Consider the following 23,459-nt stretch of genomic DNA (forward strand, 5'->3'; position numbering starts at 1 on the left):
TGTCTACTTGTAACTCGTAACTGCCCGAAGGGCGAAGTAACTTGTAACTGTTAAAAGGTAACAAAGGTTACACTTTTTCATTCATTTGCTAATCTGCTAATTTGCTAATCCACTAATTATTTTTTCAAAGAACTATAAGCTAACAGCCAGGGGCTAATAGCTTACTATATAGATAAACTTTTTAATTTGTCTTAAACCTTAGCACAGTGAAAGAATAAGCCGGTAATTTACAGTTATCCCCTGCATTGAAACTGTCTGATACAGGTTTGGCCGATTTATCGTCAGGCGCGCCTGTCAGCAAAGTTCTTGAAGCTATAGGATCTGTTATACTGATACTTGTCAGGTCTAATTTTGTATTTACTTCTACAGGCAGCATATTCACAAGTTTCACAATCACATCTCCGGTCTTGCTATCGCGGATGATTGATTTTGCAATACGTTTCTGAACAGCATCCCTATTGTCAGAAAGCTCTATCTTACTTGTCAGGTATTCGTCTCCCGAATGCTGTCCGTACAGTTTCTGTACATAATAGCCCACAGTCGGCTTCACTTCTGTATTATTGAAATATATCAGGTCGGGATTCCATTGGGTATGTCCTTCTTTTGCCAGCAGTGGCGCATAAGAAGTCATTGTTACAATATCTCCGTTACGCTCCACATTGGCCAGATGAAGGGCTTCGGCCAAGGCTGTTTCCACATTATTCGGCCTGCCCGGAAGGTGGGCGGCATATTCACCCAGATACACTTTCGACTTCGAACGGTCGTATTTGTCGTAAAAATCCTGATTGTGGATATACCATCCCGGTGGATTGTAATAATGCTCATCTACCACCGGGATCTGTAATTTATCGGCGATACCCCAGCCTTCCACATAGTCTGTCCCTTCATAGAAAGGCCCGACTGTGCCTATAACAGTTATTTCGGGATACTTTTCTTTTACGGCATTGAATATCATGGTGAAACGTTCCTCGAAAATATCGGAGATAATGTCTTCGTTCCCTATTCCGATATATTTCAGGTTGAATGGTTTGGGATGACCCGCCTCCGCGCGTTTTTTACCCCATGTAGTGTTTACATCGCCATTCGCCCATTCTATCAGGTCTAGCACATCCTGTATATAATCTCCCATTTCGCTCATCGGTATTCCGCCTTGTTGCCCGCCCAGAGAGCAACCGTGATGCGCCGAATTCTGGCACGGTACACCTGCCGCTACCACAGGAACAGGCTCGGCTCCTAAATCTTCGCAGAACCGGAAGTATTCGAAGTACCCCAATCCGGCTGTCTGATGATATCCCCACAGGTTCCGTTGAGGTTTGCGAGCTTCGGGCGGGCCTATTGTATTCTTCCAATGGTATATATTACCCAGTCCGTCGCCATGAGCCACACAGCCTCCGGGGAAGCGGACAAAACGCGGATTCATATTGGCGATAACCTGAGCGAGGTCTTCCCGCAATCCGTTTTTGTGTCCTCTGAACGTTTTTTGAGGGAAAAGAGAAATCATATCCAGTTCCACCTTGCCCGTCATTTGTGGTATGACCTCCAGTTTTGCGTCTGCGATAGTCTGGCTAACGGTTATTACGGCATCATATTTCTTCCAGTCGCCGGAAATGGCTTTTGTGGTAGTTTCTCCATAAATCTTCCCGTTCTTATCAGTCAGTCTTACAGTTAGTTTTCCTTTTTTTGCTTCCGGTGTGCGTGCAAATACCGAGAAGTTATATTTCTCCCCGGCTTTTACAGCGATACCGTCGAATCCTTCATTTGCCAGCCCTGCACCTGTCTGGCTGACCTGAAGTACGGCATAATGCTTGTTATTGGGATGAACAGGGGATACGGAGTCGATTGTGAGTACAGCATTATCGCCGGATACATTCCATGCTTTGTAGCTGTTCCAGTCTTTGTCGCGTCCTTCCTTATCGCTCAGGGCATATTCGAAACCCCTGTTCTGAACAAGCTCCGCATAAAGGCCTCCGTCGGCAGCATAGTTTATATCTTCAAAGAACATTCCCAATAGCAGGTCGCTTATTTTTTTAGTTTTGGAAGCATCTACGGTGATGGTTGCATCAACAGGTTTTAGAGAAGCAAAACGTTCTTTGTCCGAGCTTGAGTTTTCGGCGTTCAATATACTTTTATAAGCTGCTAATTGCTGCGCTTTTATCAGTCCGTCAATCACTTTCCACGAAACTTCGTGCAGTGTCCCTGTTTCTGCTTTCCCTGATATAATTGCAGTTTCCCGCAGATTGGGAATGCCGGCAACTTTCTTAGTGGAGCTGTAATCTTTAAAGTCCTTCGTAGTTACGGCATAGGCTTGATTATTCGAGCTTAGCCAGGAGATTGTATAAAGTTTATTTGTATTGTCGTAAGTGATTTCAGGTGAAAGGCAATTCCCGTTTTCCATGACCAGAGGGTAGGATTGCCGCCCCCAGTAGACAAGGTCGGGAGAGGAAACGCTGGCAAATGCCCCGTCCCTTTCGTTCATGCTCCATACGCAATACCACATACCATCGGGAGACCGGAAGAGGAATGGAGAGAACATTTTTTTCTCAGAGCCCCAGCGTCCATAGTCACATTTCACATAACTGTGTTCGGGGCCTATGGGGAACCAGTTTTCCTTATCTACACTCCATGCGAAGTGCAGACCGTTGTGATTGGAATTCTTATCTGTAGCGTATGCGAACAGATAAGCCGATGCGGGTTCACCGGCAATTGTTTTAAATACAGGAATAAAGAGTAAAATAATTAACAGGCAGATACTTGCTTTTTTCATTTCAACGTACATTTATATTTGATTTGGATATATTGTAATAGGTTATCCCAAATATTTATCAATATGTATTAATCGGGTGGGGAACCGGGATAAAAGATATCCCGAGTTGGTGTTGTCCGATACTGTCAGTTTTATACCCGGTGTGCTGTCTTTTATTCCAGCTTAAATTGCGGGTATTTACTCTTTTAGGACTATGCGGTAAACACACTTTTCATTTCCCCGTTGTATAGAAGAAATGACGGTCGCCTTTACCGGATTTCCGTTCACTTTCGAAAACATCATTTCGGCAAACCCTTCGGAGCAAAAACATAACGCAGGGTATTTATTATCTTTATGTTTATTGATAAGAGGACATACACAAGCCGATTTATTCTCATCCGCCAGTATAACTTTTCCGTTGTCTTCGTAACTGAATATCCAGCCCCATTCTTTTTCTATGAATCGGATGAAATCATCCATTTTCCCTATATAAGGAGCTAACGATACATCCATGTTTAAATTCTGATAATGGGCTACGGACGCAGATTTTACTAATTTCCGGATTTCTGTTTCAGGCAGATTGTTATCCAGATTAGTAAGTATTTCCGATATCCATTTCCGGAACATGGCGGCACTTCGGTCATCATCGGGCGTTTCGGCGTTGTTGGTGATATTAACACCGGATAGCGTATTGAATCCGCAGATACATGCACCGCTTAAACAAGCCTTTTTTATAAAATTTCGTCTGGATACAGTCATGGTTGTACTATTTTATTTCAAGAACAACAATCGATTTGGCAGGCAATTGGATATTCAGTTTGCCATCTTTAACGTTAGCACCGGTAAAGGTCTGAGGTTTTACTAAATCCGGATTTTCGAAAGTATTGTGGTCTTCAATGTTTTTCGATGTCAGAATTTGCCCTTTCACACTATTTATCTTCATTTTTGAGAAATCTATATTCACATCCTGGTCGGCATTCAGGTCTATGTTTGCCAGCGTAATATGTGTCAATCCGTCCTTTTGTGAGGCAGAAGCATTTACTAATGCTACATTACGGCCTCTTATCTCTTTTGTTCCCGAGATAATATCCATCGGCAGATAAGTCGCATCCTGGTGCACACGGTACATGTCGAATACATGGTAAGTCGGGGTCAGGGTCATCTTATCGTCCTTGGTCAATATCATGGATTGAAGGACATTGACTACCTGGGCTATATTGGCCATCCGAATGCGGTCGCCGTACTTGTTGAATACATTCAGTGAGAGGGCGGCTACAAATGCATCGCGCATAGTATTTTGCTGATACAGGAATCCCGGATTGGTGCCGGGTTCCACGTCCCACCAAGTACCCCATTCGTCTACCATGAGCCCTACTCTTTTATCTTTGTCGTATTCATCCATAATGGCCATATGTTTTTGAATGACTTCTTCTATTTCAAGGCATTTTCCCATTGTCCAATAATAGTCATCCGGTGTAAAATCCGTTGCTGACCCTTTACTGCCGCTCCATCCTGTAACTGTATAGTAATGAAGTGAAAGCCCGTGCATTTTCTTCCCGGCTTTTTTCATCAGTACATCGGTCCAGTTATAGTCATAGTCACTTGCCCCACTGGCTATTTTGAACAGTTTATTTCCGTCAAAATTGCGGCAGTAAACGGCATAACGGCGGTACAGGTCCGCATAATAGTCGGGAAGCATGTCTCCTCCGCAACCCCAGCTTTCGTTTCCAACTCCCAGATATTTTACTTTCCATGCTTTATCTCGTCCGTTCTTACGGCGCAGGTTTGCCATCGGGCTGTCACCGTCGGATGTCATATATTCTACCCATTTGGCAAGTTCTTCGACAGTACCGCTTCCTACATTTCCGCTGATATATGGTTCGCATTCGAGTAATTCGCAGAGATTGAGGAATTCGTGTGTTCCAAAGCTGTTGTCTTCTACAACTCCACCCCAGTTATTATTGACCATCTTCGGACGGTTTTCTTTCGGGCCTATCCCGTCCATCCAGTGATATTCATCGGCAAAACATCCGCCCGGCCAACGCAGATTAGGTATCTGAAGTCTTTTCAGGGCATTCAGTACATCGGTGCGGTAGCCTTTTGTATTGGGTATCTTTGAATCTTCTCCAACCCATAAGCCGCCATAGATGCATGTGCCGAGATGTTCGGCAAAGTGTCCGTAGATGTGCTTGCTGATAGTTTGCTTACCTCTTTCGGGATAAATGCGGATAGATACATCTTTCTGCTGCGGGAAGGCTGATGTGAAGCTTGTTAGGACAAGAATTGCCAGTAAAAGTGTTTTTTTCATTGATATAGCGGTTATAAATTTAATCAAATCCGAAAATAGACAAATTTTTCATCCTTCGGGTGCGACTAATTAATCATAGTTGGAGAGAAATCAGTCACAGGTCTTTATATATACTGTTTTTGACCGGATTTTTATCAATATTTTCAATAAATGTATTTTGTACAATTATTACGGTTAACAAAAATATAAATATTAAGTGTGCATATGACATTTAATAATAATGTTATAAAACATATTATTTATAATTGGATATACGAAAATACTGTATCCGGATATTCTGTCGGGGAAATTCAGATATTTTTAAGAGAGCGAAATTTATTGAAATATCAACAATCCGTTTTTTGATTTTAAACATCTGCCACTAATATTTGTTTTCACTTTGTAGGAAAAATGATAATCCCCCAACAATTTTTCTGTTGAGGGATTATTTTTAAGTTTGAAAGCTGTGTTATACCAAAATACTTTTTTATTTGTGATTCAGATTAATTTAAGAAGTACTTATTTTCCTATACCCCAGTCCATATTGGGAGTATTACCCATTTCAAGGACAAGGCTGCCGCCTTTCAGCAACTCCGATGCAGGGAAATGGAATGTGTTCAACTCCTTGCCATTCAATGTTGCTTTCTGTACATACATATTCTTTTTTGAAGCATTCTTCGCTTCAATTGCGAATTTTTGTCCCCGTCCGTATTTCCCATCCAGATTGATCTCTACTTTTTCGAAGAGAGGACTGGCTATTTCATAGATAGGATTTACGTGCGTTCCTCCATCGACCTGGAAAAGCCCGATAGTAGCCATTACAGCCCATGCGCTCATTTGCCCCTGATCTTCATCACCCAAATAGGCGTTTGCCGGTTCATATCCATAGTAACGGTCAAGTATAGAGCGGCTCCACTTTTGAGTAAGCCAGGGTTTACCTGCCCAACTGAACAGGAATGCAAAGTGCATAGATTGCTGATTACCCTGTACAATAGGGTGATCCCAGTACTGGTCGTTAGGGGCATTGTAGCGCCATGCTTCATCCTGATTGAATCCCCATTCGAGGCGGTCAAGGAAGCGTTCTTTTCCTATTTTTTCTACCAACGCCGGAACATCCTGCGGAACAAAGAACGTTAGTTGCCATGCGTTTCCTTCCACATAGTGATGGTTGGCTCCGCTACGGAACGGATCGAAATTTTCCATCCATTTACCGGTGCTGTCTTTCATATGGCAGTATCCTTCGTCGCTTATCACATTTTTCCACCAGTAACCGCGGTCGTTGAATGTATTATATACCTCTGTATTACCCAAGGCCTTGGCAAATTGTCCGACAGTCCAGTCGTCGTATGAATATTCCATTGTATTGGAGAAGCGTCCCAGATTCGATGGCACGTATTTATATTTCATATAATGGACAAGGTCGCGGTTTCCTGCAAATCCTTTAAATACCTTCTGAGCTGGAGTTGTTTGCATCTTTATAGCTGCTTCCAGAGCCTTGTTCGCATCGAAGTCACGGATTCCCATTTGGTAAGCTCCTACAATCAACGGAATTTCATGCTCGCCCACCATAACGGGTATATAGTTTAATCCGGCCGGACCTTTGGCGAGCCATCCGTTAGCATCGTACATAGCCAATTGCGAATTAACCCATTTGTTGCTCCATTCGGGAGTGACCAGATTCCAGAACTGATTGAGGTTCCAGAATGTATTCCAGAACGCGTCGCAACCCAGCATAGCGTCTTTGGACGGGTCAGCAACCTTTTGTAGTTTTCCGTCAGTCGATATCCATTCGCCGTTTATGTCACTCCACGTATTGCGGCTGCATGCACGGTACATATTATTATAAAAGCGTACCTTTTCCAGCCTGTCGTTAGTCGTGATTTGTACCCGGTTGAAGATGTCGTTCCATGTGTTTACCTGGTTTTGACGGATTGCATCAAAATCCCATCCGAATTTAGAACTAACTTCAGTCCTGAGATTTTCGTCCGCATTAGCGATGCTAACGAATGAAATACCTGACCGCACCTGTACCACAGGGTGTCTTGTCTGATCGAATTCGACAAATACACCTGCGTCCTTACATGTTCCGGTGATTAAATCGTGTATGTTGTGCGATACATTTTTGTCAATCCAGCGTCCCATGCTTTTGATCGGTTGATCAAACTCTATAACAAAATGTACAGTATAATCCTGATCTGCATCGTAACTCCATACATTCGGTGAAAATTGATGACTTGAACCTTCGATACGATAATCACTGACTTTGCGGAGCTTTATTTCTTTCAACTGGAAATTCTGCTCTGTAGGTGGATGCAGGTCTATCATAATCCGTGCTCCGTCGCGGTCGGTTGGAAATGTAAACCGTTCGAACCCGCAACGTGTAGTTGCTGTAACTTCCGCTTTAATGTTATAATCTGTAAGGTCTACAGCATAGTAGCCTATATCGGCGACTTCGGTGCGTTTGTTTATGCGGGAACGGTAGCCCTCATCCGGCTTTTGTTCGTCTCCTATTTGGGTCTTCAATTCTCCGTTTGCGGGCATAACGCCAAGTCCGCCCAATGTCCACTCGTGTATATGGCTGAAGCAGCCTACATTTTCGAAGGAAGGCTGATAGCCTGCCTGCCAGCCATTATTCTGGTTATCAGGGCTCATTTTGACCATACTGAACGGCATCCATGGGCCGGGTGCTATCATCCAGCGTGAATGGGCTGTTCCTATACGGGTATCTATATAGTCGGCAGGAGTTTGTAGCTTTTGTGGAGAACGTTCTATTGTGCCACGCTCTATTTCAACACCGTCTCTTAAGATACGGTAGTTGCTTTTTCTTGCTTTTTTTACTTGAGGCATAGGCGCTTCCAGTTGATACCTTCCGGCTTCAATCACCTGACTTAGAATTTCTTTACCATCAAGTTGAACACTGATCTTAGATGAGGCATCGAGCCATTGAGTATCTACAATGAGCGGCTGATACCGGTTCTTTCCGGTATTCACTTCATAAGTCGCCGGATATACATCCCTGATGAAGAACTTACCGGCTTCTGTGATTTTCGTATTCCGGGGACCTTCGAGATGTACTTCATCGAATAATATCCAGGAACCTTCCAATACTGTTATCGATATAAGGTTACCTCCTTTTTTGAGGGTACTTGCGTTGATAGGTATTTCAATTGTCTTTTTTGTAGCATTCTGTAGCTTACCTGTGATGGACAATGTATCCGTTATTGCTTCCTGAGTATGTGCTTTACGCTGTTTGGCAAGAGTTTCTTTGTCTCCCAACTGGAATTTTTCGTCTTGCGTATTTATACTTACTTTAACCAACGGGAGAAATGTTTTGGCATAATCGAGGAGATTGATTACAAGCTTCCATTCTCCATCTGCCGGGGCATTATCAAGACCGAACAATATATTTATCTGATGCGTACGCCAGCCGGATGTTGGCCATGTGCCGCCCCATGTGTCAGTAGGGCCGGGGAGTACATATGGGAATTCCTTTTTTATGTCTGAATGGCCTATTAAATAGAATTTGTCCTCGTATCCGAAGTCATTGGCGAGGAATTGCCTGAAATTGTCCGGTCCTAAGGCAAATTCAGCCGAAGAATTGTTTAAAGTCCCTATCGACCAGACTTTGTTTTCCGATATCTGCTTCGCAAAGGCCATGATTGCGAATACACACATCGCGATTGTCAATAAAATGCTTTTTTTCATATTAATTATGTGTTTATTGGGTTAGATCTTTATTGAGGTAAGCTTAAGTTTCTTATCTGTATAAGTATGTCCATACATTTCTGTGCTGTAAAGTAAATTAGTTTTTTCTAATATTCAAAATATTAGTCTTATTTTTTATATTTATTTGTTTCTGTTATTATTGCTTTTCTTTCTCTATCTATTTAATCATGTTCATACATTAATGATCTTTTGAATGAAGCATGGATAGGGTATTTTGTATTTTTGTAGAGAGTGTTAAGTGAATATAGTGCGGAAATATGGGTATTAATGATTTAACAGGAAGCTGTAGCGTGTTATTATAATATGTTTATTCTGAATTATACCTGAATAAAGGTTGCTTATAATGCTGTGTCTTTTTGAGGCAAGAGATGAGATTCCTTTATTGTTAATAAATTGGGTTGTCTGAAATGAAAGAATCTCTGATAGTAAAGGTTATATTATTGTATGAACAATTAAATCTTATGTAGTTACAGGAAATATTGTTGTTAAATAAATATTTAACATAATTGTAATAAGGTTTTGTTGTTGTTTATATACTTTATTTACAGATGATTATATCTAATGTGTTATTTTGAAAAATTCTATTTATTGAAAAAAAATAATCAAATATAATGCTAAAGATAAAAACATTTTATATATTAGCGACCTGAAAGTATGTTCATACATATTTGAAAAGCTAGGTAAAAGAAAAAACAAAGTATACTAACTTGGAGGAACAGGGGTGCTTTCAATTTTGAAAACAGGCTAAGATGCTGGGAAATGCTCATTCTGTAATGATTCAAATCAGGGGAATTATTCTTTAATGAAATGAGGCATTTAAAAAAAATACGTGATTAACCATTAATACTAACAAATAATCTAAAAATATGAGGATGATAAGAAAAGGATTCTTTTCTCTTTTAATCTTAGTGAACTCTGTCGGGATATACGCCCAAAGCACAAAAGTATATACTCAGATTCCATCCGATCAGATTCAGGCAACGGCAAGCAGCGAATTACCGGGGGCGACAGCTATGATGGCCGTTAATGGTGAGGGAATGAGCGGGGATATGCATATAGCGCATAATCTTGGGCACACAATGTGGACATCTCAGGCTTCTACACATAAGGTGAGAGCTAATGGATTTACCAGAGAGGGCATTGTCTGGTTTATGTGTGAGATAGGAAAAAACTCAGATCCTGCACATGTCGATTTAATAAGAATATGGAATGACAACCAAAGCCAGCATACACGCAGGGGCTTGAAGAAAGTATATATGGAATACTCCGCTGATGGGAAGACGTGGAAACTCTTGAAAAACAATGGACTGGACTACCATATTATAAATGAATCGAAAGGACAGAATCCCGAGCCTGCGAATTTCACATTTGATACAGGAGGGATTAAGGCGAAATATATATGTTTTACAGCCGATGCTGATGGAAACGGTAATTATTACGACCCTGAAGACAAATATATAATCAGGGAAGCTGCTGACATGCAGCAGAATGTAAATTATTACGGACTGAGTGAGATAAGATTCTACCGGAAGGAAAACAAACAGATCTCAAAACTTGCCCCATTAAGCAAGATGTCTTTAGTTGCTTCACAAGGATATTTGAAAACGGATAAAGGGCCGACCCGTGAATATACATTGAAGTTTGATGCGCCCCTGTTTTGTGGAGGTCAACTCGATTTCGATATAAACGGACGGAAATGGACGGAGAACATCAAACCATCCGCGACAGGAACAACTGTAATTGAGGGACGGTTTCCGGCAGGCTATATGGAGGAGAGCGCCGAAGTATCGGTGAATCTTCGCAGCAGACAGGGCAATTTAGCCGATAGTTATACTGTTTTGGGAGCCCGCAGGTGGAAACTGTATTTCTTACCTCATTCGCATTTGGACATAGGTTATACACATGCGCAGGATGATGTAATGAAACTGCAATGGCGTAATTTTGAGCGGGCGCTGGAACTGGCGGAGCGTACGGCCGATAATCCCGAGGGGTCACGGTTCAAATGGAATTCGGAGGCTACATGGGCTTTGATGGGATATCTCGATCATTACAAAGGAACGGAAAAAGGTGATAAGATGATTCAGGCTATCAAAGACGGTATTATTGGCGTCGATGCATCTTTGGGCAGCATACTCACCGGAATTTGCAAGCAGGAGGAACTGATGCACATGTTCGATGATGCGCATCGTATTTCCGGGTTGACGGGAGTGGAATTCAATACGGCGATGATGAGCGATGTTCCCGGGCAATCGTGGGGGATGGTTACGGCAATGGCTCAGAATGGTGTGAAATACTATTCATCAGGACCCAACTATGTGCCTTTCTATGGAAAGGTTGGTAACGACAGGGCTGCACACCTGCATGTGAAGTGGGGTGATAAACCGTTTTACTGGCTGTCTCAGTCTGGTAAGGAAAAAGTGCTGTTTTGGCAGACCGGCAGGGGATATTCATGGTTTCATGGCTGGTTGATAAACAGACTTTCGGCCTGTGGAGTCACTCCTATATGGGAATACCTTACCGATTTGGAATCGAAGGAATATCCGTATGCTACTACTTATCTGCGCTATACGGTAAACGGAGATAACGGGCCGCCCGATCAGTGGATGCCGGATGTAATAAAGGAGTGGAATGAAAAATACGATTCTCCTAAGTTCTATATAGGTACTACCAAAGAGCTTTTTACAGAATTTGAAAAACAATATGGTGATGAGATTCCGGTTTACGGTGGCGATATAACCCCGACATGGGAAGACGGGGCAGCTTCTACTGCCAGGGAACTGGCAATGAACCGGGAAAGCTCGGAGCGTCTGAACCAGACGGAAATACTATGGAGTATGTTTAATCCGAAGCCGTTTCCCGCAAACGATTTTCTGGAAGCATGGAAGAATGTCGTCTTGTTTTCGGAGCATACCTGGGGGGCCTCGGCCAGTGGACCTGAACCTGAATCGGAATTTACAAAAAAACTGTGGGCAGGAAAGAAATTATATGCGGATAATGCAGATATGCAGTCGAGAAAACTCTATACCGATGTCTTTTCAGAAATGAAATCCGACAAAGGCGGCTATATACATGTATTCAATACGAATCTGTGGAAAAGAACTGATATAGTGACGATTGATAACGATAATGACCTGACCGGTAAAGTATTGGAAAGCCCATCAGGAGAGATCATTCCTTTACAGAAATTGCATGACGGCAGGTGGATATTTATGGCAAAAGACATTCCGGCCCTTTCCTCCGTGGCTTATAAGATCACTGATGATAAGAGAAAGAAGTCGAATGTATCCACAATGATAAATGATAATATACTGGATAACGGCATTGTAAAGGTGGAAATAAACAAGGTGAAAGGTACGATTTCTTCTTTTACAAAGGTTGGTGAGGAATATAATTACGCATCCGAACGGGGCTTGAATGATTATATCTATACCGGGCGCTTTGCTTCGGACCCCCAATGGGTAGAGAACATCAAACGCATTATTGTACTGGACGATGGCGAAGTTGCGGCGACCTTACGTGTAGAGTCGGATGCGCCGGGTTGCCGTTCGTTATGGAGGGATATTACGGTCTATAAACAGTTGGGACGCGTAGATATCCTGAACACTATAGATAAAGAAAATATTTATAAGCCGGAAAATGTCCGCTTTATTTTCCCTTTCAATATAGCCCATGCAGATATCAAAATGGATCTGGCAATGGGGGATATGCATCCCGAGCGTGACCAGTTGGCAGGAGTGAATAAAAATTACTATTCGATACAGAATGGCATCAGTGCAAGCAATCTTAGCCATGGTATCTACCTGACAACAACGGATGCTCCTTTCGTAGAACTGGGAGAGATGACCAGCGATGTATGGCGTAAGGAAGGAGGCGGGCTTGGCTGGTGGTCTTCGGCTTTGATTTCTCCGAAGATATATTCGTGGGTGATGAATAACTCATGGAGGACGAATTACAAAGCCTCTCAGGAAGGTATCGTGACATTCCGCTACTCACTGGAGTTTTTCGATCCGTTCGATCAACAACTGAAAAAGCAAGGTACGGAACAGGCGCAAAAAATGATTGCGGTTGTTTCTGAAAAACCTGCCGGAATAGATAATCTTTTCAGGCTTAAAGGTAAGAATCAGATTTCAGTTTCTACAATAAAGCCTTCCGATGATGGCAAAGGCTATATTATCCGGTTACTGAACCTCAATGACCAGAGTGTACATTCTTCGTTTATCTGGGGCAGAATGCAGGCTGATGAAGTGTACTTCTGCGACCACAACCAGCAAAAAACGGGTGAGTTCGATGATTCTTCTTTCTGGCTTAAGCCTCATGAATGCATAACTTTAAAAGTTATCAGTAAAAATAAACCGAAAAACAATTTTATAATATGATAAAACGAATTATTCCAATCACAGTACTTGCATTTTCTTGTATAATAGCGTCTTGCGAGAAAAAGCCTCTCTTGTCGGATTATGTCGATCCGGGCATCGGTACTGCGCACTCACGCTGGTTCTTCTATACACCGGCTGCCGTTCCGTTCGGTATGGCTAAACTTGCCCCGTCTACAGACGGGCATCTGGGAAATACGGGTGGATGGCAGGCTGTCGGTTACGATGCAAGGCATACTTCCATCGAGGGTTTTGCTAATTTTCATGAGTTCCAGATTGGTGGCGTTGTTATAGCACCTACAGTCGGCAAACTGCAAACTGTTCCGGGAGCATTGGATAGTGTTGAGAGCGGTTATCGCTCATCTTTCGACAAAAAAGATGAATCCGCTTCTCCGGGATACTATTCCGTATTACTCAAAGACTACAATGTGAAAGCCGAACTAACGGCTACAAAGCGTGTGGGCTTTCACCGTTATACGTTCCCTGCATCTGAGGACGCTAACCTGATATTCGATATCGGTAACCGTCAGGGAGAAAGCGGTTATGTGAAAGAAGCTTCGGTGACATATACCGACGACGGACGTATAGAAGGATGGGTTACTACCACACCGGTCTATGTAAATATATATCAAAAAGGCGCTACTGTGTCTATGTATTTCAGTGCCGAACTGGATAAGAAACCGACCGCGTTCGGCTCGTTTGTGAAAGATACCGTATATCCCGATTCGAAGACTCAGACAGGTGTCGGAGCCGGACTTTATTTCAAATTCAAGACCAAAGAGCAGGAGGCTGTAAATGTAAAGATAGGATTATCTTATACATCTGTTGAAAATGCACGCCTGAATATGGAAAACGAAGCTAAAAATATGAGTTTCGACAAAGCTCATAAAAATGCGACGGATACATGGGAAGAATATCTTGGCCGCATAGAAGTGGAAGGCGGGGAATATAACGATCGTGTGAAATTCTATACAGGTTTGTATCATGCGCTGCTTGGCCGGGGACTGGCAAGCGATGTAAACGGAGCTTATCCGAAGAATGATGGCGGGGTAGGGCAGATACCACTGAATGAAAAAGGAAAACCGGTTCATAATCATTATAATACGGATGCTATTTGGGGCGCATTCTGGAATCTTACTCAATTGTGGGCGGTTGCTTATCCCGAATATTATTCGGACTGGATACAAAGCCAGCTTCTTGTTTATAAAGATGCCGGGTGGCTGGGCGATGGTATTGCCTGTAGCAAATATGTATCGGGTGTAGGAACTAATTTTACCAGTCTGGCTATTGCGGCAGCTTATAATTGCGGTATCCGCGACTTTGATGTGAATACTGCATACGAGGCGGCCCTGAAGAATGAAGTAGATGGAAAAGACCGTTTGGCAGGAGCAGGTAAGCTGGATGTGGAGCAGTTCGTAAACAGGGGTTACTCACCTTATACAACCGGCCTGTCTATGCGTACTACTCCCGAAGGTTCGGGTTTCGGAGCATCGCATACAATGGAATATTCATTCAGTAGTTTTGCTGTGGCTCAGATGGCAAAGCATTTGAATAAAGAGGATGATTATAAACTTTTATCGAAGTTATCGGAGGGCTGGAAAACTCTCTTTGATCCTGAGACAAAACTGATACGTCCGCGCGACGACAAGGGCGAATTTATAAAAGACTTCGATCCGTTTGCACCATGGATAGGATTTCAGGAGGGTAATGCAATCCAGTACACATACTATGTACCTCATCAAATAGATGAACTTATAAAACTGATAGGGGCTGATGATTTTAATGTACGTCTCGACAGCACATTCCAGATATCACAAAAGAATATATTTGGTGGAGGAGAGACTATAGATGCATTCGCAGGTTTGCATACATACTATAATCATGGCAATCAGCCGAATCTGCATATCTCATGGTTGTTCAACTTTTCAGGGAAACCGTATCTGTCTCAAAAATGGGTGAGGGCTATCTGTAACGAATTCTACGGAGTAGAAGGCATACACGGATACGGTTACGGACAGGATGAAGATCAGGGGCAATTGGGTGCATGGTATGTAATGGCGGCAATAGGACTTTTCGATGTAAAAGGCCTGACCGAGATAAACCCTGCATTCCAGATTGGGAGCCCGTTATTCGATAAGATCACAATAAGGCTCAACAAGGATTATTATCCGGGTAAGGAGTTTGTGATAGAAACACTGAATAATACCAAAGATAATATTTACATACGGTCTATAGATGTGAATGGAAAGCCGCACAATACGGTTCAACTGCCTTTCTCGGATGTGGTCAAAGGCGGCCGCATGTCTATCAGGCTATCAGATACACCTAACACAGAACTAAATAAATGATTCTATAATATTAACTAAAAAACAATCCATGAAAATGAAAGATTCGTTTGATGCTGCGACTTAGCAATGCTTAAGTGAAAATGAAATTTAAATTAAGGTCATAGACCTGTTTATTATTTGAGTAAGTAAAAAAAACAAGGATAAATTATGATTCGAAACTATATCATCAAATTCTATCTGTTACTTATTATTGATTTATCAAACACATTAAAAACTATGAAGTATGAAATTTAAAGTTAACTTCTTAAATCTATTTAGCCTGCTTAAAATTTGTATGTGTGCCACATTATTGCTGGCCTCTGCAAATCTTTATTCGCAGCAAAGCAAAACAGAGGTTTCAGGTGTTGTAAAAGATGCGACGAATGAGGCCATTATAGGAGCAAGCGTGGTAGAGAAAGGTACTACCAATGGTATAGCGACTGATGTAGACGGGAGTTTTTCGATAAAGGTAAATCCAAATTCTACATTGGTAATATCTTCTATCGGATATGTAACGCAGGAAATAAAAGTGGGGAATCAAACCTCCCTCGCTTCCCTTAATATTGTGTTGGTAGCAGACAGCAGGATTATGGACGAAGTAGTGGTAGTAGGATATGGCGTACAAAAGAAAGCTACATTGACAGGTGCGGTTTCTGCCATTAAAAATGAAGAGATTATCACTACCAAAAATGAAAGTGTGCAGAATATGCTTACCGGTAAAGTCGCGGGCTTGCGTGTGGTTCAGAATTCATCGGAACCAGGCCAGTTCAGTGGCTCAATGGATATAAGGGGCCTGGGAACCCCGCTGATAGTTATCGATGGAGTACCGCGCGGTAATATGGCGCGTTTGGATGCAGAGGATATCGAGAGTATTTCCGTACTTAAAGATGCTTCGGCCGCTATCTACGGTGTCAACTCGGCCAATGGCGTGATTTTGGTTACAACCAAAAGAGGTGAAAAAGGGAAGGTCAACCTTAGTTATTCAGGAAATATGTCCTGGCAGATGCCTACAAACTTTCCGGATCTGGCAAATGCCGTAGACTGGATGACCTTATTCAACGAGCGCACAATGCACAATGTAGACGGTCCCAACCGTCCTTATACAGATGAGCAGATCGATGCTTACCGCAATGGCACAATGCAGAGCACCGATTGGAAAAAAGAGGTTCTTCGCAGCAGTGCGCCTCAGACTATGCATACATTAAGTGCTACGGGTGGAACAGAAGCTTTGAACTATTATGCAAGCATTGGATATCAGACTCAGGAGAGTTTCTTGAAGACAAATGCTATTAATTATGAAAAATATACTATTCGTAGTAATATTTCTTCTCAGATTACAAAAAATCTCCGGTTCGACCTCAATCTGGCCGGATTACTCGATGAGCGGCAATCGTCAGTATATGGTTCCAGTGATATAATACGTGGCATGTGGCTTATGCAACCGATGGATAAAGTATACTACAATGAAGAGGAAGGTCAATACTGGCAACCGACCAATGGCGGTCTGCAAAATCCGGTAACTATGATGAACAAGGATATGACAGGTGCTAATTCATACAAAAGTAAATGGTTCCAGTCAAATGCTTCGCTAAGATATGATATGCCGTTCGTTAAAGGCTTGTATGTGAAAGGTATGTATAGCTACGATTATACATTGAATGACAATAAAGAATTCATGAAAGCTTATAAACTTTACGACTCGGGCGGCGCGGCCAAGACATGGAATGCTCAGAGTGATGCGCCTAACAGGGTAGCCCGTTATTTTTATGGTAAAGATGGTACCCTGTGGAATGTTCAGCTCGGTTTTGACAGGCAATTTGGCAAGCATAATGTATCGGCAATGGCACTCTATGAAAATACACATAGAGAAGGAGATAATTTTTATGGAAACAGGCAGCTTCTATTGCCGTTGGATCAACTATTTACCGGTATAACAGACAAAATGCAGATCAATCAGTCTACAGCCGCTTCATCTCTTTACGATTACGCGTATAATGCCTATGTAGGCCGTGTTAAGTATGACTTTGCCGGGAAATATCTGGCCGAATTTACGTTAAGACATGAATCTTCATCAAGATTTCCGGATAATTCCCGTTGGGCAACAACTCCGGCGGTTATGGCAGCTTGGCGTATATCGGAAGAGGGGTTCTTTAAGAAATCGCCGCTTAAATTCATTGATAATCTGAAATTACGCGGATCTTACGGTAGAATGCTTGATGATGCTTCAACAAATGACTATAATTTCCTGACCGGATATTACTATCCATCTTCGGGCGGCAATAGTGCAGGTTTACCTTCCGGTTATGTTTTCGATGGATCATTTGTTAATAGTTCCAACAATAAGGGATTGGCGAATACAGCCATTACCTGGTATAAATCCGATATGCTGAATGTCGGTCTGGACATGGATGCGTGGAACGGTCTTTTTGGACTAACTGCCGAGTATTTTCAGAGAAAACGTACAGGTTTATTAGCAACCCGGGCACAATCGATTCCGGGGATAGTCGGTGCTGCTCAACCGCAGGAAAATCTTAACAGTGACCTTACGAGAGGCTTTGAATTGGAACTCAGCCACCGCAACAGAATAGGTGATTTTGAGTATCAGGTGAAAGGTAATATGTCATTTACCCGTGTGAAAACAATTTATTACGAACAATCGAAGCGAGGCAACTCATATCTGAACTGGCGCCAAAATAACAACGACCGCTACAATAATATATGGTGGGGATATGGAGGAGACGGACGTATCACCAGCTGGGATCAGATATATCATAACCCTGTTTACATCGGCCGTGGTACAACTATGGGAGATTATCAATATCAGGACTGGAATGGCGACGGACAAATAAATGACCTGGATGTATATCCGCTTGCGATGAACGGTATGACACCGCTTATCTATTACGGAATCACTATATCTGCATCCTGGAAAGGAATAGATCTTACTATGCTTTGGCAAGGCGGAGGTAAACGTTATGTCGCTCCAAGACAGTTCTTATATCAACCTTTGTGGGCAGACACAAATGCTCTTACTCAGTTTTTGGATCGCTGGCGTCCGTCAGACCCGGCAGCAAGTCCTTACGATCCTGCTACAGAATGGATAAGCGGATATTATGCCTATACAGGTACAAGCCCTAATTATAATTCTGAATTTAATATTCAAAATGGGGCATATTTAAGGCTAAAGAATATCGAATTAGGATATACACTTCCGAAGAAATGGCTTTCAACTTTGAATATACAGAATGTAAGGGTGTATGTTAGTTCATATAATCTACTGACATTTACAAAATTAAAGTATATCGATCCTGAATTTTTTACAAATCCTGACGAGAGTAAGGGAGGATTAGGTGATTATGGATATAGTTACCCGCTCAACAAAACTGTAACAGTAGGTATGAATGTAAAATTCTAAACATTTAATATTATGAAACAAATAAAATATATTTTATTACTTTGTCTGGGCCTTTTCATGGCATGTACAGATTTGGATATCCCGCCTAAGAATATAATCGGGGACCCGGATATATTCGGTACTACAGAGGGTACGATGAGTTATATTGCCCGGATGTATAGCACGCTTCCTATGGAAGATTTCCGGTACAATTATGAAAAAAGCGGCCTGTTCAATAATACTGATACAAAATATAAGCAACAATCGTGCCTGACCGGTGAAGCTCTGGGACGTGATACTAAAGGGGCAGAAGGCGAACATGCAAGCTATTGGGATAATGCTTATTCGGCAATCCGTGATGCGAACTTATTTATAGAGACTCTGCCCAAATACGCTTCGGCACATACCCAGGCCAACTATAATACTTATCTGGCTGAGGCTTACTTTATAAGAGCATTCCTATACTATTCACTTGTTAAGCGTTATGGAGGTGTGCCTAAGGTGGATCATGTAATCGATTATCCGGCGAGTGTCGATGTTGAGGGTACTAAGCTTTTCCGCGATTCGGAAGAGGCCATATGGGATCTTATTGCGTCTGATCTGGATTATGCAATAAATAATTTGCCTAAAACGAATCAGAAAGGACGTGCAAACAGATATGTAGCCGCTGCATTCAAATCACGCACAATGCTTCATGCAGGATCTATAGCCAAGTATAATACTATCAGTGAAGTATATAATGGCGTCAGAATATGCGGGATACCGTCTGCCCGTGCAAATGATTATTTCAAAGCTGCTTACGAAGCCAGTAAAATACTTGATGAAACAACGGCCTATGGCCTGTATGAAGCAGAATGGGTTGATGGAAATAAGACTGCGCAAGCAACTAATTTTACTAATATATTCCTTAAAGATACGAAGGAGAATATATTTGTGAGGTATTATAAAAATCCGGAATCGGTGCATGGTTTCGATGACTCGACACAACCGATGCAGACATCTTCGGGAGGTAATAATTCGGAAATTTGCCCGACTTTAGACTTTGTTGAAATGTTTGACGGTATAGATAAGGATACTAATGGAAAATTGAAAAATCTGGATGCCAACGGTAAGTATGTACTGTATAATTCACCGCTTGACGCTTTCGCAAATTGTGAACCCCGTCTGAGAGGAACAGTAATACTCCCTATGGATCAGTTCATGGGTAAGATGATAGATTTACGTCGCGGAATCTGGACAGGGACTGTAGGAACAGGTATTGGCCGGCTTATGCCCGAGGGAAGTGTCACCGATTATAACGTAGTATATGGAGAATCAAGTAATCTGAAGCTTTCCAGCGATTTCTCTTTCAATAATCAGGCTGCTAATGCTATCTTGCTGAAAGATGGTGTGAGTAAGATGAAGAGAGCAGGAGAAAGCGGTATTGTATCGGGATGGGATTTTGGAAATATCAGTGGTTTCTATCTTCGCAAATATTTGAATCCGAACCAAACAGATAATAATGGCAATAAGTCGAGCCAGAGTTGGATTGAAATCCGCTATGCGGAAGTATTGCTTAACAGGGCAGAAGCTGCTAACGAGCTATTTCTCGCAGGTGTAAGTACAGCGTCCACAGGAGAGAGCTATCGCGAAGAAGCATTTCGTTGTATCAATCTTATAAGAAGACGTGCAGGTGCGACTTTGCTGGCAAGCTCCGCTACGTTAAGTGATATTAATGTTGTACGGACAGAAAGACGAAAAGAGCTTGCTTTCGAACATAAAACTTATTGGGATTTGAAACGTTGGAGAGTCATATATGATGAACAAACCAACAGGCGCTACAGAGTTTTATATGCCTTTTATTCCACCGATGCTGAAAAATATTTTCTGGATTCAAGATTCATGGAATCAAAAGCCGGAAATAACTATATTTTTAATTTTGATACTAAGAATTATTATCAGCAAATACCTACAGGTGAGATAACTAAAAATCCGAACTGTAAGCAAAATCCAGGTTATTAATAACAAAAATATTGATGATATGAGAAATACTATAATATATATTGCTTTGTCTCTATTGATGTTCTTGGGAATGGCATCGTGCGCTGATGACAATTATCCCGAGCCTAAAGAGACATTCAGAGGTAAGTTTGTCGAAAAAGGAACAAATAAGCCTTTCCAGACAGCTATTGGGAATACCGGTGTGCGCATCAGGATGATGGAGTATAGCTGGAGCGATACACCGCAACCGTATGACTTTAACTGTAAAATGGATGGTACATTCAATAATACCAAGGTATTCAAAGGTGAATATGGGATTACACCATCCGGTGCATTCGTCCCGCTACCTGAAGAAAAAATGACCATTAGCGGTACAGTGGAAAAAACGTATGAGGTGGAACCTATCCTTCGTATAGAATGGGATGGCGAACCGGTTGTAAATGCGGACAGAACTGTAACCGTCAAGGTAAAAGTTACATACGGATCTAATAACGCGACATATCAGAAACCTTTGGTTGAAGGATGGCTGTTTATTAGCGAGACCGACTATGTGGGAGATTTCAGCTATAGTCCTAATTATTCGGTTAAATGCGATCCCGCCAAAATGGGGGTGGGAGCATCTGAAATTTTAGGACCTAACGGAACTACTTTTACAATAAATACTTCGTCGGCATCAAAGTCTTTCCCGGACTATGCACGAAAATATTTTATCAGATTCGGGGTACGCACTTCCGTTACGTTTGATGCAACAAACCGCTATAATTATACAGAGGTAAAAGAAGTTTCCATACCTGCCCGTTAATACGAATTAATAAACTATTAAAAGAAAGCAGCAAGACCCAGTCTTGCTGCTTTCTTTTTACATTCACCATGATACTATTCTGTGACTTTCAGTTCTCTTCTTTTCTGTTCGAGAAGTATGTGAAGCCGTTCTTTTACTTTTGTATATTTTTTATCGTTATAAATGTTGATGATTTCTGTCGGATCTTTTTTCAGATCATATAGTTCCCAACTGTCGATATCCTTGTCCTTTAGTTCTCCTTTGCCGTACCAATGTATAAGTTTATACCTTTTGTCCCGTATTCCGTAATGCTTGCGTGTCATTCCCACAGCGGGATAATCATAGAATTGATAATAGAGATTATCTCTCCATTTATCAGAAGTTCCGGTCAATAATGGTATCAGTGATTCTCCGGCCATATCATCGGGTTTATTAACTCCGGCGGCATCCAGAAGGGTTGGCGCATAATCTATATTTTGAACAAGTTCTGTACATTCTGCCCCTTTTTTTGCTCCCGGTAAAGCGATAATAAGCGGTGTCCTGAAAGCTTCCTCATACATGAAGCGCTTATCATAGAGTCCATGCTCCCCCAGATAGAAACCCTGATCGGAAGTATATACAATAATAGTGTTTTCCATAAGGTTGTTATTTTCCAGATAGTCGAGTAACCTGCCAACCTGAACATCCACACTTTTTATGGTGCGGCAATAGTCTTTGATATATCGTTGGTATTTCCACCGGACTAGTTCTTTACCCTGCGGCCTGTTAGCCAGAAAATCCTTATTCTTCTTATCATATGATTCATTCCATACTCTGAGTTGCTCAGGTGTTAATGTACTTATAGCCATATCGAAACTCGATTTGATATAATCCAGTGTAGGTTCGTTTTGAAGTTGGGATACCTTCAGGTCGAAGGCATATCCGAGATGGCTGGCAACAGATAGTTCGTGTGTTTTCATCTGTTCGCCTCTGGTACTATAATCATCGAATAAAGTAGCCGGTTCGGGAAATTCAATGTCTTCATACAAATCGAGGTATTGCAGGTCGGGCATCCAGTTTCGGTGAGGAGCTTTGTGGTGAACCAATACACAGAACGGTTTGCTTTTGTCGCGGAATATAAGCCAGTTTAAGGCATCATCAGTTACTAGATCGGTTGCATAACCCTCTTCACGTATATATTTGCCATCCGACTGTGGTGTTCTGAATCTTGGATTATAATATTCACCCTGATCGTCGAATATCTTATATGTATCAAATCCTTTGGGCTGAGCACTGAGGTGCCATTTGCCGAATAATGCTGTCTGATAGCCTGCATCCTGCAGATACTCCACAAAGAATTTTTTGTCAGGCTTTAATCCGTAGCCGAGGTGTGTTTGCCCATGTTGGTGGCTATACATCCCTGTCAATAAGGTTGCTCTGCTGGGAGTAGAAATTGAGTTTTCTACAAATGCATTATTAAAGAGCATCCCGTTTTGTGCTATCCGATCCAGATTGGGAGTAGGAGCAAGCTTCGAAATAGGGTGGCCGTATGCGCTTAATGCCTGGAAAGCATGATCGTCGGTCATGATAAACAGAATATTCATCGGTTTTTTTGTACCTTGGGCAATGACTTCGTTGCATATGCACGCAGAGATACCAAGTAATGCATATAAAGGTGAATTTTTCATGATATATTAAATTATTTTTTAGTAAATACTATATGTATGTACATATACAAATGTATTAATTATTTATTTAATATATCAAGGAAAGCCGGAGAAACTATAATAAAGAAAGCCTTCTGAGAAGACAGGAGTGGTCGGAAGAAATATCTTCCGACTATTTTTTTATATAATCATTTGATATTAA

Annotated in this window: 10 protein-coding genes; 5 read left to right on the plus strand and 5 right to left on the minus strand. The window is 41.8% G+C overall.

What is annotated here, in order from left to right:
* Window positions 1-181: 181 nt before the first annotated feature.
* From ACFO6W_RS20920 to ACFO6W_RS20935, 4 genes are all read right to left on the minus strand, one after another.
* Window positions 182-2,764, minus strand: a complete 2,583-nt coding sequence (locus ACFO6W_RS20920) for an alpha-L-arabinofuranosidase C-terminal domain-containing protein (RefSeq protein WP_380000078.1) — start codon at window positions 2,762-2,764, stop codon at window positions 182-184.
* 177 nt (window positions 2,765-2,941) lie between these two features.
* A complete protein-coding gene (locus ACFO6W_RS20925; protein WP_380000080.1) occupies window positions 2,942-3,502 on the minus strand; it encodes a hypothetical protein in 561 nt (186 codons plus the stop codon).
* A 7-nt stretch (window positions 3,503-3,509) separates the two neighbouring features.
* Window positions 3,510-5,051, minus strand: a complete 1,542-nt coding sequence (locus ACFO6W_RS20930) for an alpha-N-arabinofuranosidase (protein ID WP_380000082.1) — start codon at window positions 5,049-5,051, stop codon at window positions 3,510-3,512.
* 498 nt (window positions 5,052-5,549) lie between these two features.
* A complete protein-coding gene (locus tag ACFO6W_RS20935; RefSeq protein ID WP_380000084.1) occupies window positions 5,550-8,735 on the minus strand; it encodes a GH92 family glycosyl hydrolase in 3,186 nt (1,061 codons plus the stop codon).
* An 887-nt stretch (window positions 8,736-9,622) separates the two neighbouring features.
* On the opposite strand from ACFO6W_RS20935, the gene ACFO6W_RS20940 reads away from it, so the two are divergent.
* The 5 genes from ACFO6W_RS20940 (at window position 9,623) to ACFO6W_RS20960 (ending at window position 21,632) form a co-directional block, all read left to right on the plus strand.
* Window positions 9,623-13,132, plus strand: coding sequence for a glycosyl hydrolase family 38 (locus ACFO6W_RS20940; RefSeq protein WP_380000086.1), 3,510 nt, complete (start codon window positions 9,623-9,625; stop codon window positions 13,130-13,132).
* A complete protein-coding gene (locus ACFO6W_RS20945; protein ID WP_380000088.1) occupies window positions 13,129-15,477 on the plus strand; it encodes a GH92 family glycosyl hydrolase in 2,349 nt (782 codons plus the stop codon). The genes ACFO6W_RS20940 and ACFO6W_RS20945 overlap by 4 nt, the downstream gene beginning before the upstream one ends.
* 223 nt (window positions 15,478-15,700) lie before the next feature.
* Complete coding sequence (locus ACFO6W_RS20950) at window positions 15,701-18,871, plus strand: SusC/RagA family TonB-linked outer membrane protein (RefSeq protein WP_380000090.1); 3,171 nt, start codon at window positions 15,701-15,703, stop codon at window positions 18,869-18,871.
* 12 nt (window positions 18,872-18,883) lie between these two features.
* Window positions 18,884-20,851 (plus strand): RagB/SusD family nutrient uptake outer membrane protein, encoded by a 1,968-nt coding sequence (locus ACFO6W_RS20955; RefSeq protein WP_380000092.1) that lies wholly within the window; start codon window positions 18,884-18,886, stop codon window positions 20,849-20,851.
* Window positions 20,852-20,870: 19 nt separating this feature from the next.
* A complete protein-coding gene (locus ACFO6W_RS20960; protein WP_380000095.1) occupies window positions 20,871-21,632 on the plus strand; it encodes a DUF3823 domain-containing protein in 762 nt (253 codons plus the stop codon).
* A 74-nt stretch (window positions 21,633-21,706) separates the two neighbouring features.
* On the opposite strand, the gene ACFO6W_RS20965 is transcribed toward ACFO6W_RS20960, so the two are convergent.
* Entirely contained in the window at window positions 21,707-23,278 is a 1,572-nt protein-coding gene (locus tag ACFO6W_RS20965) for a sulfatase family protein (RefSeq protein WP_380000097.1), read from the minus strand.
* Window positions 23,279-23,459 lie beyond the last annotated feature (181 nt).

The organism is Dysgonomonas termitidis (genome assembly GCF_042654545.1).
Classification (GTDB): domain Bacteria; phylum Bacteroidota; class Bacteroidia; order Bacteroidales; family Dysgonomonadaceae; genus Dysgonomonas; species Dysgonomonas termitidis.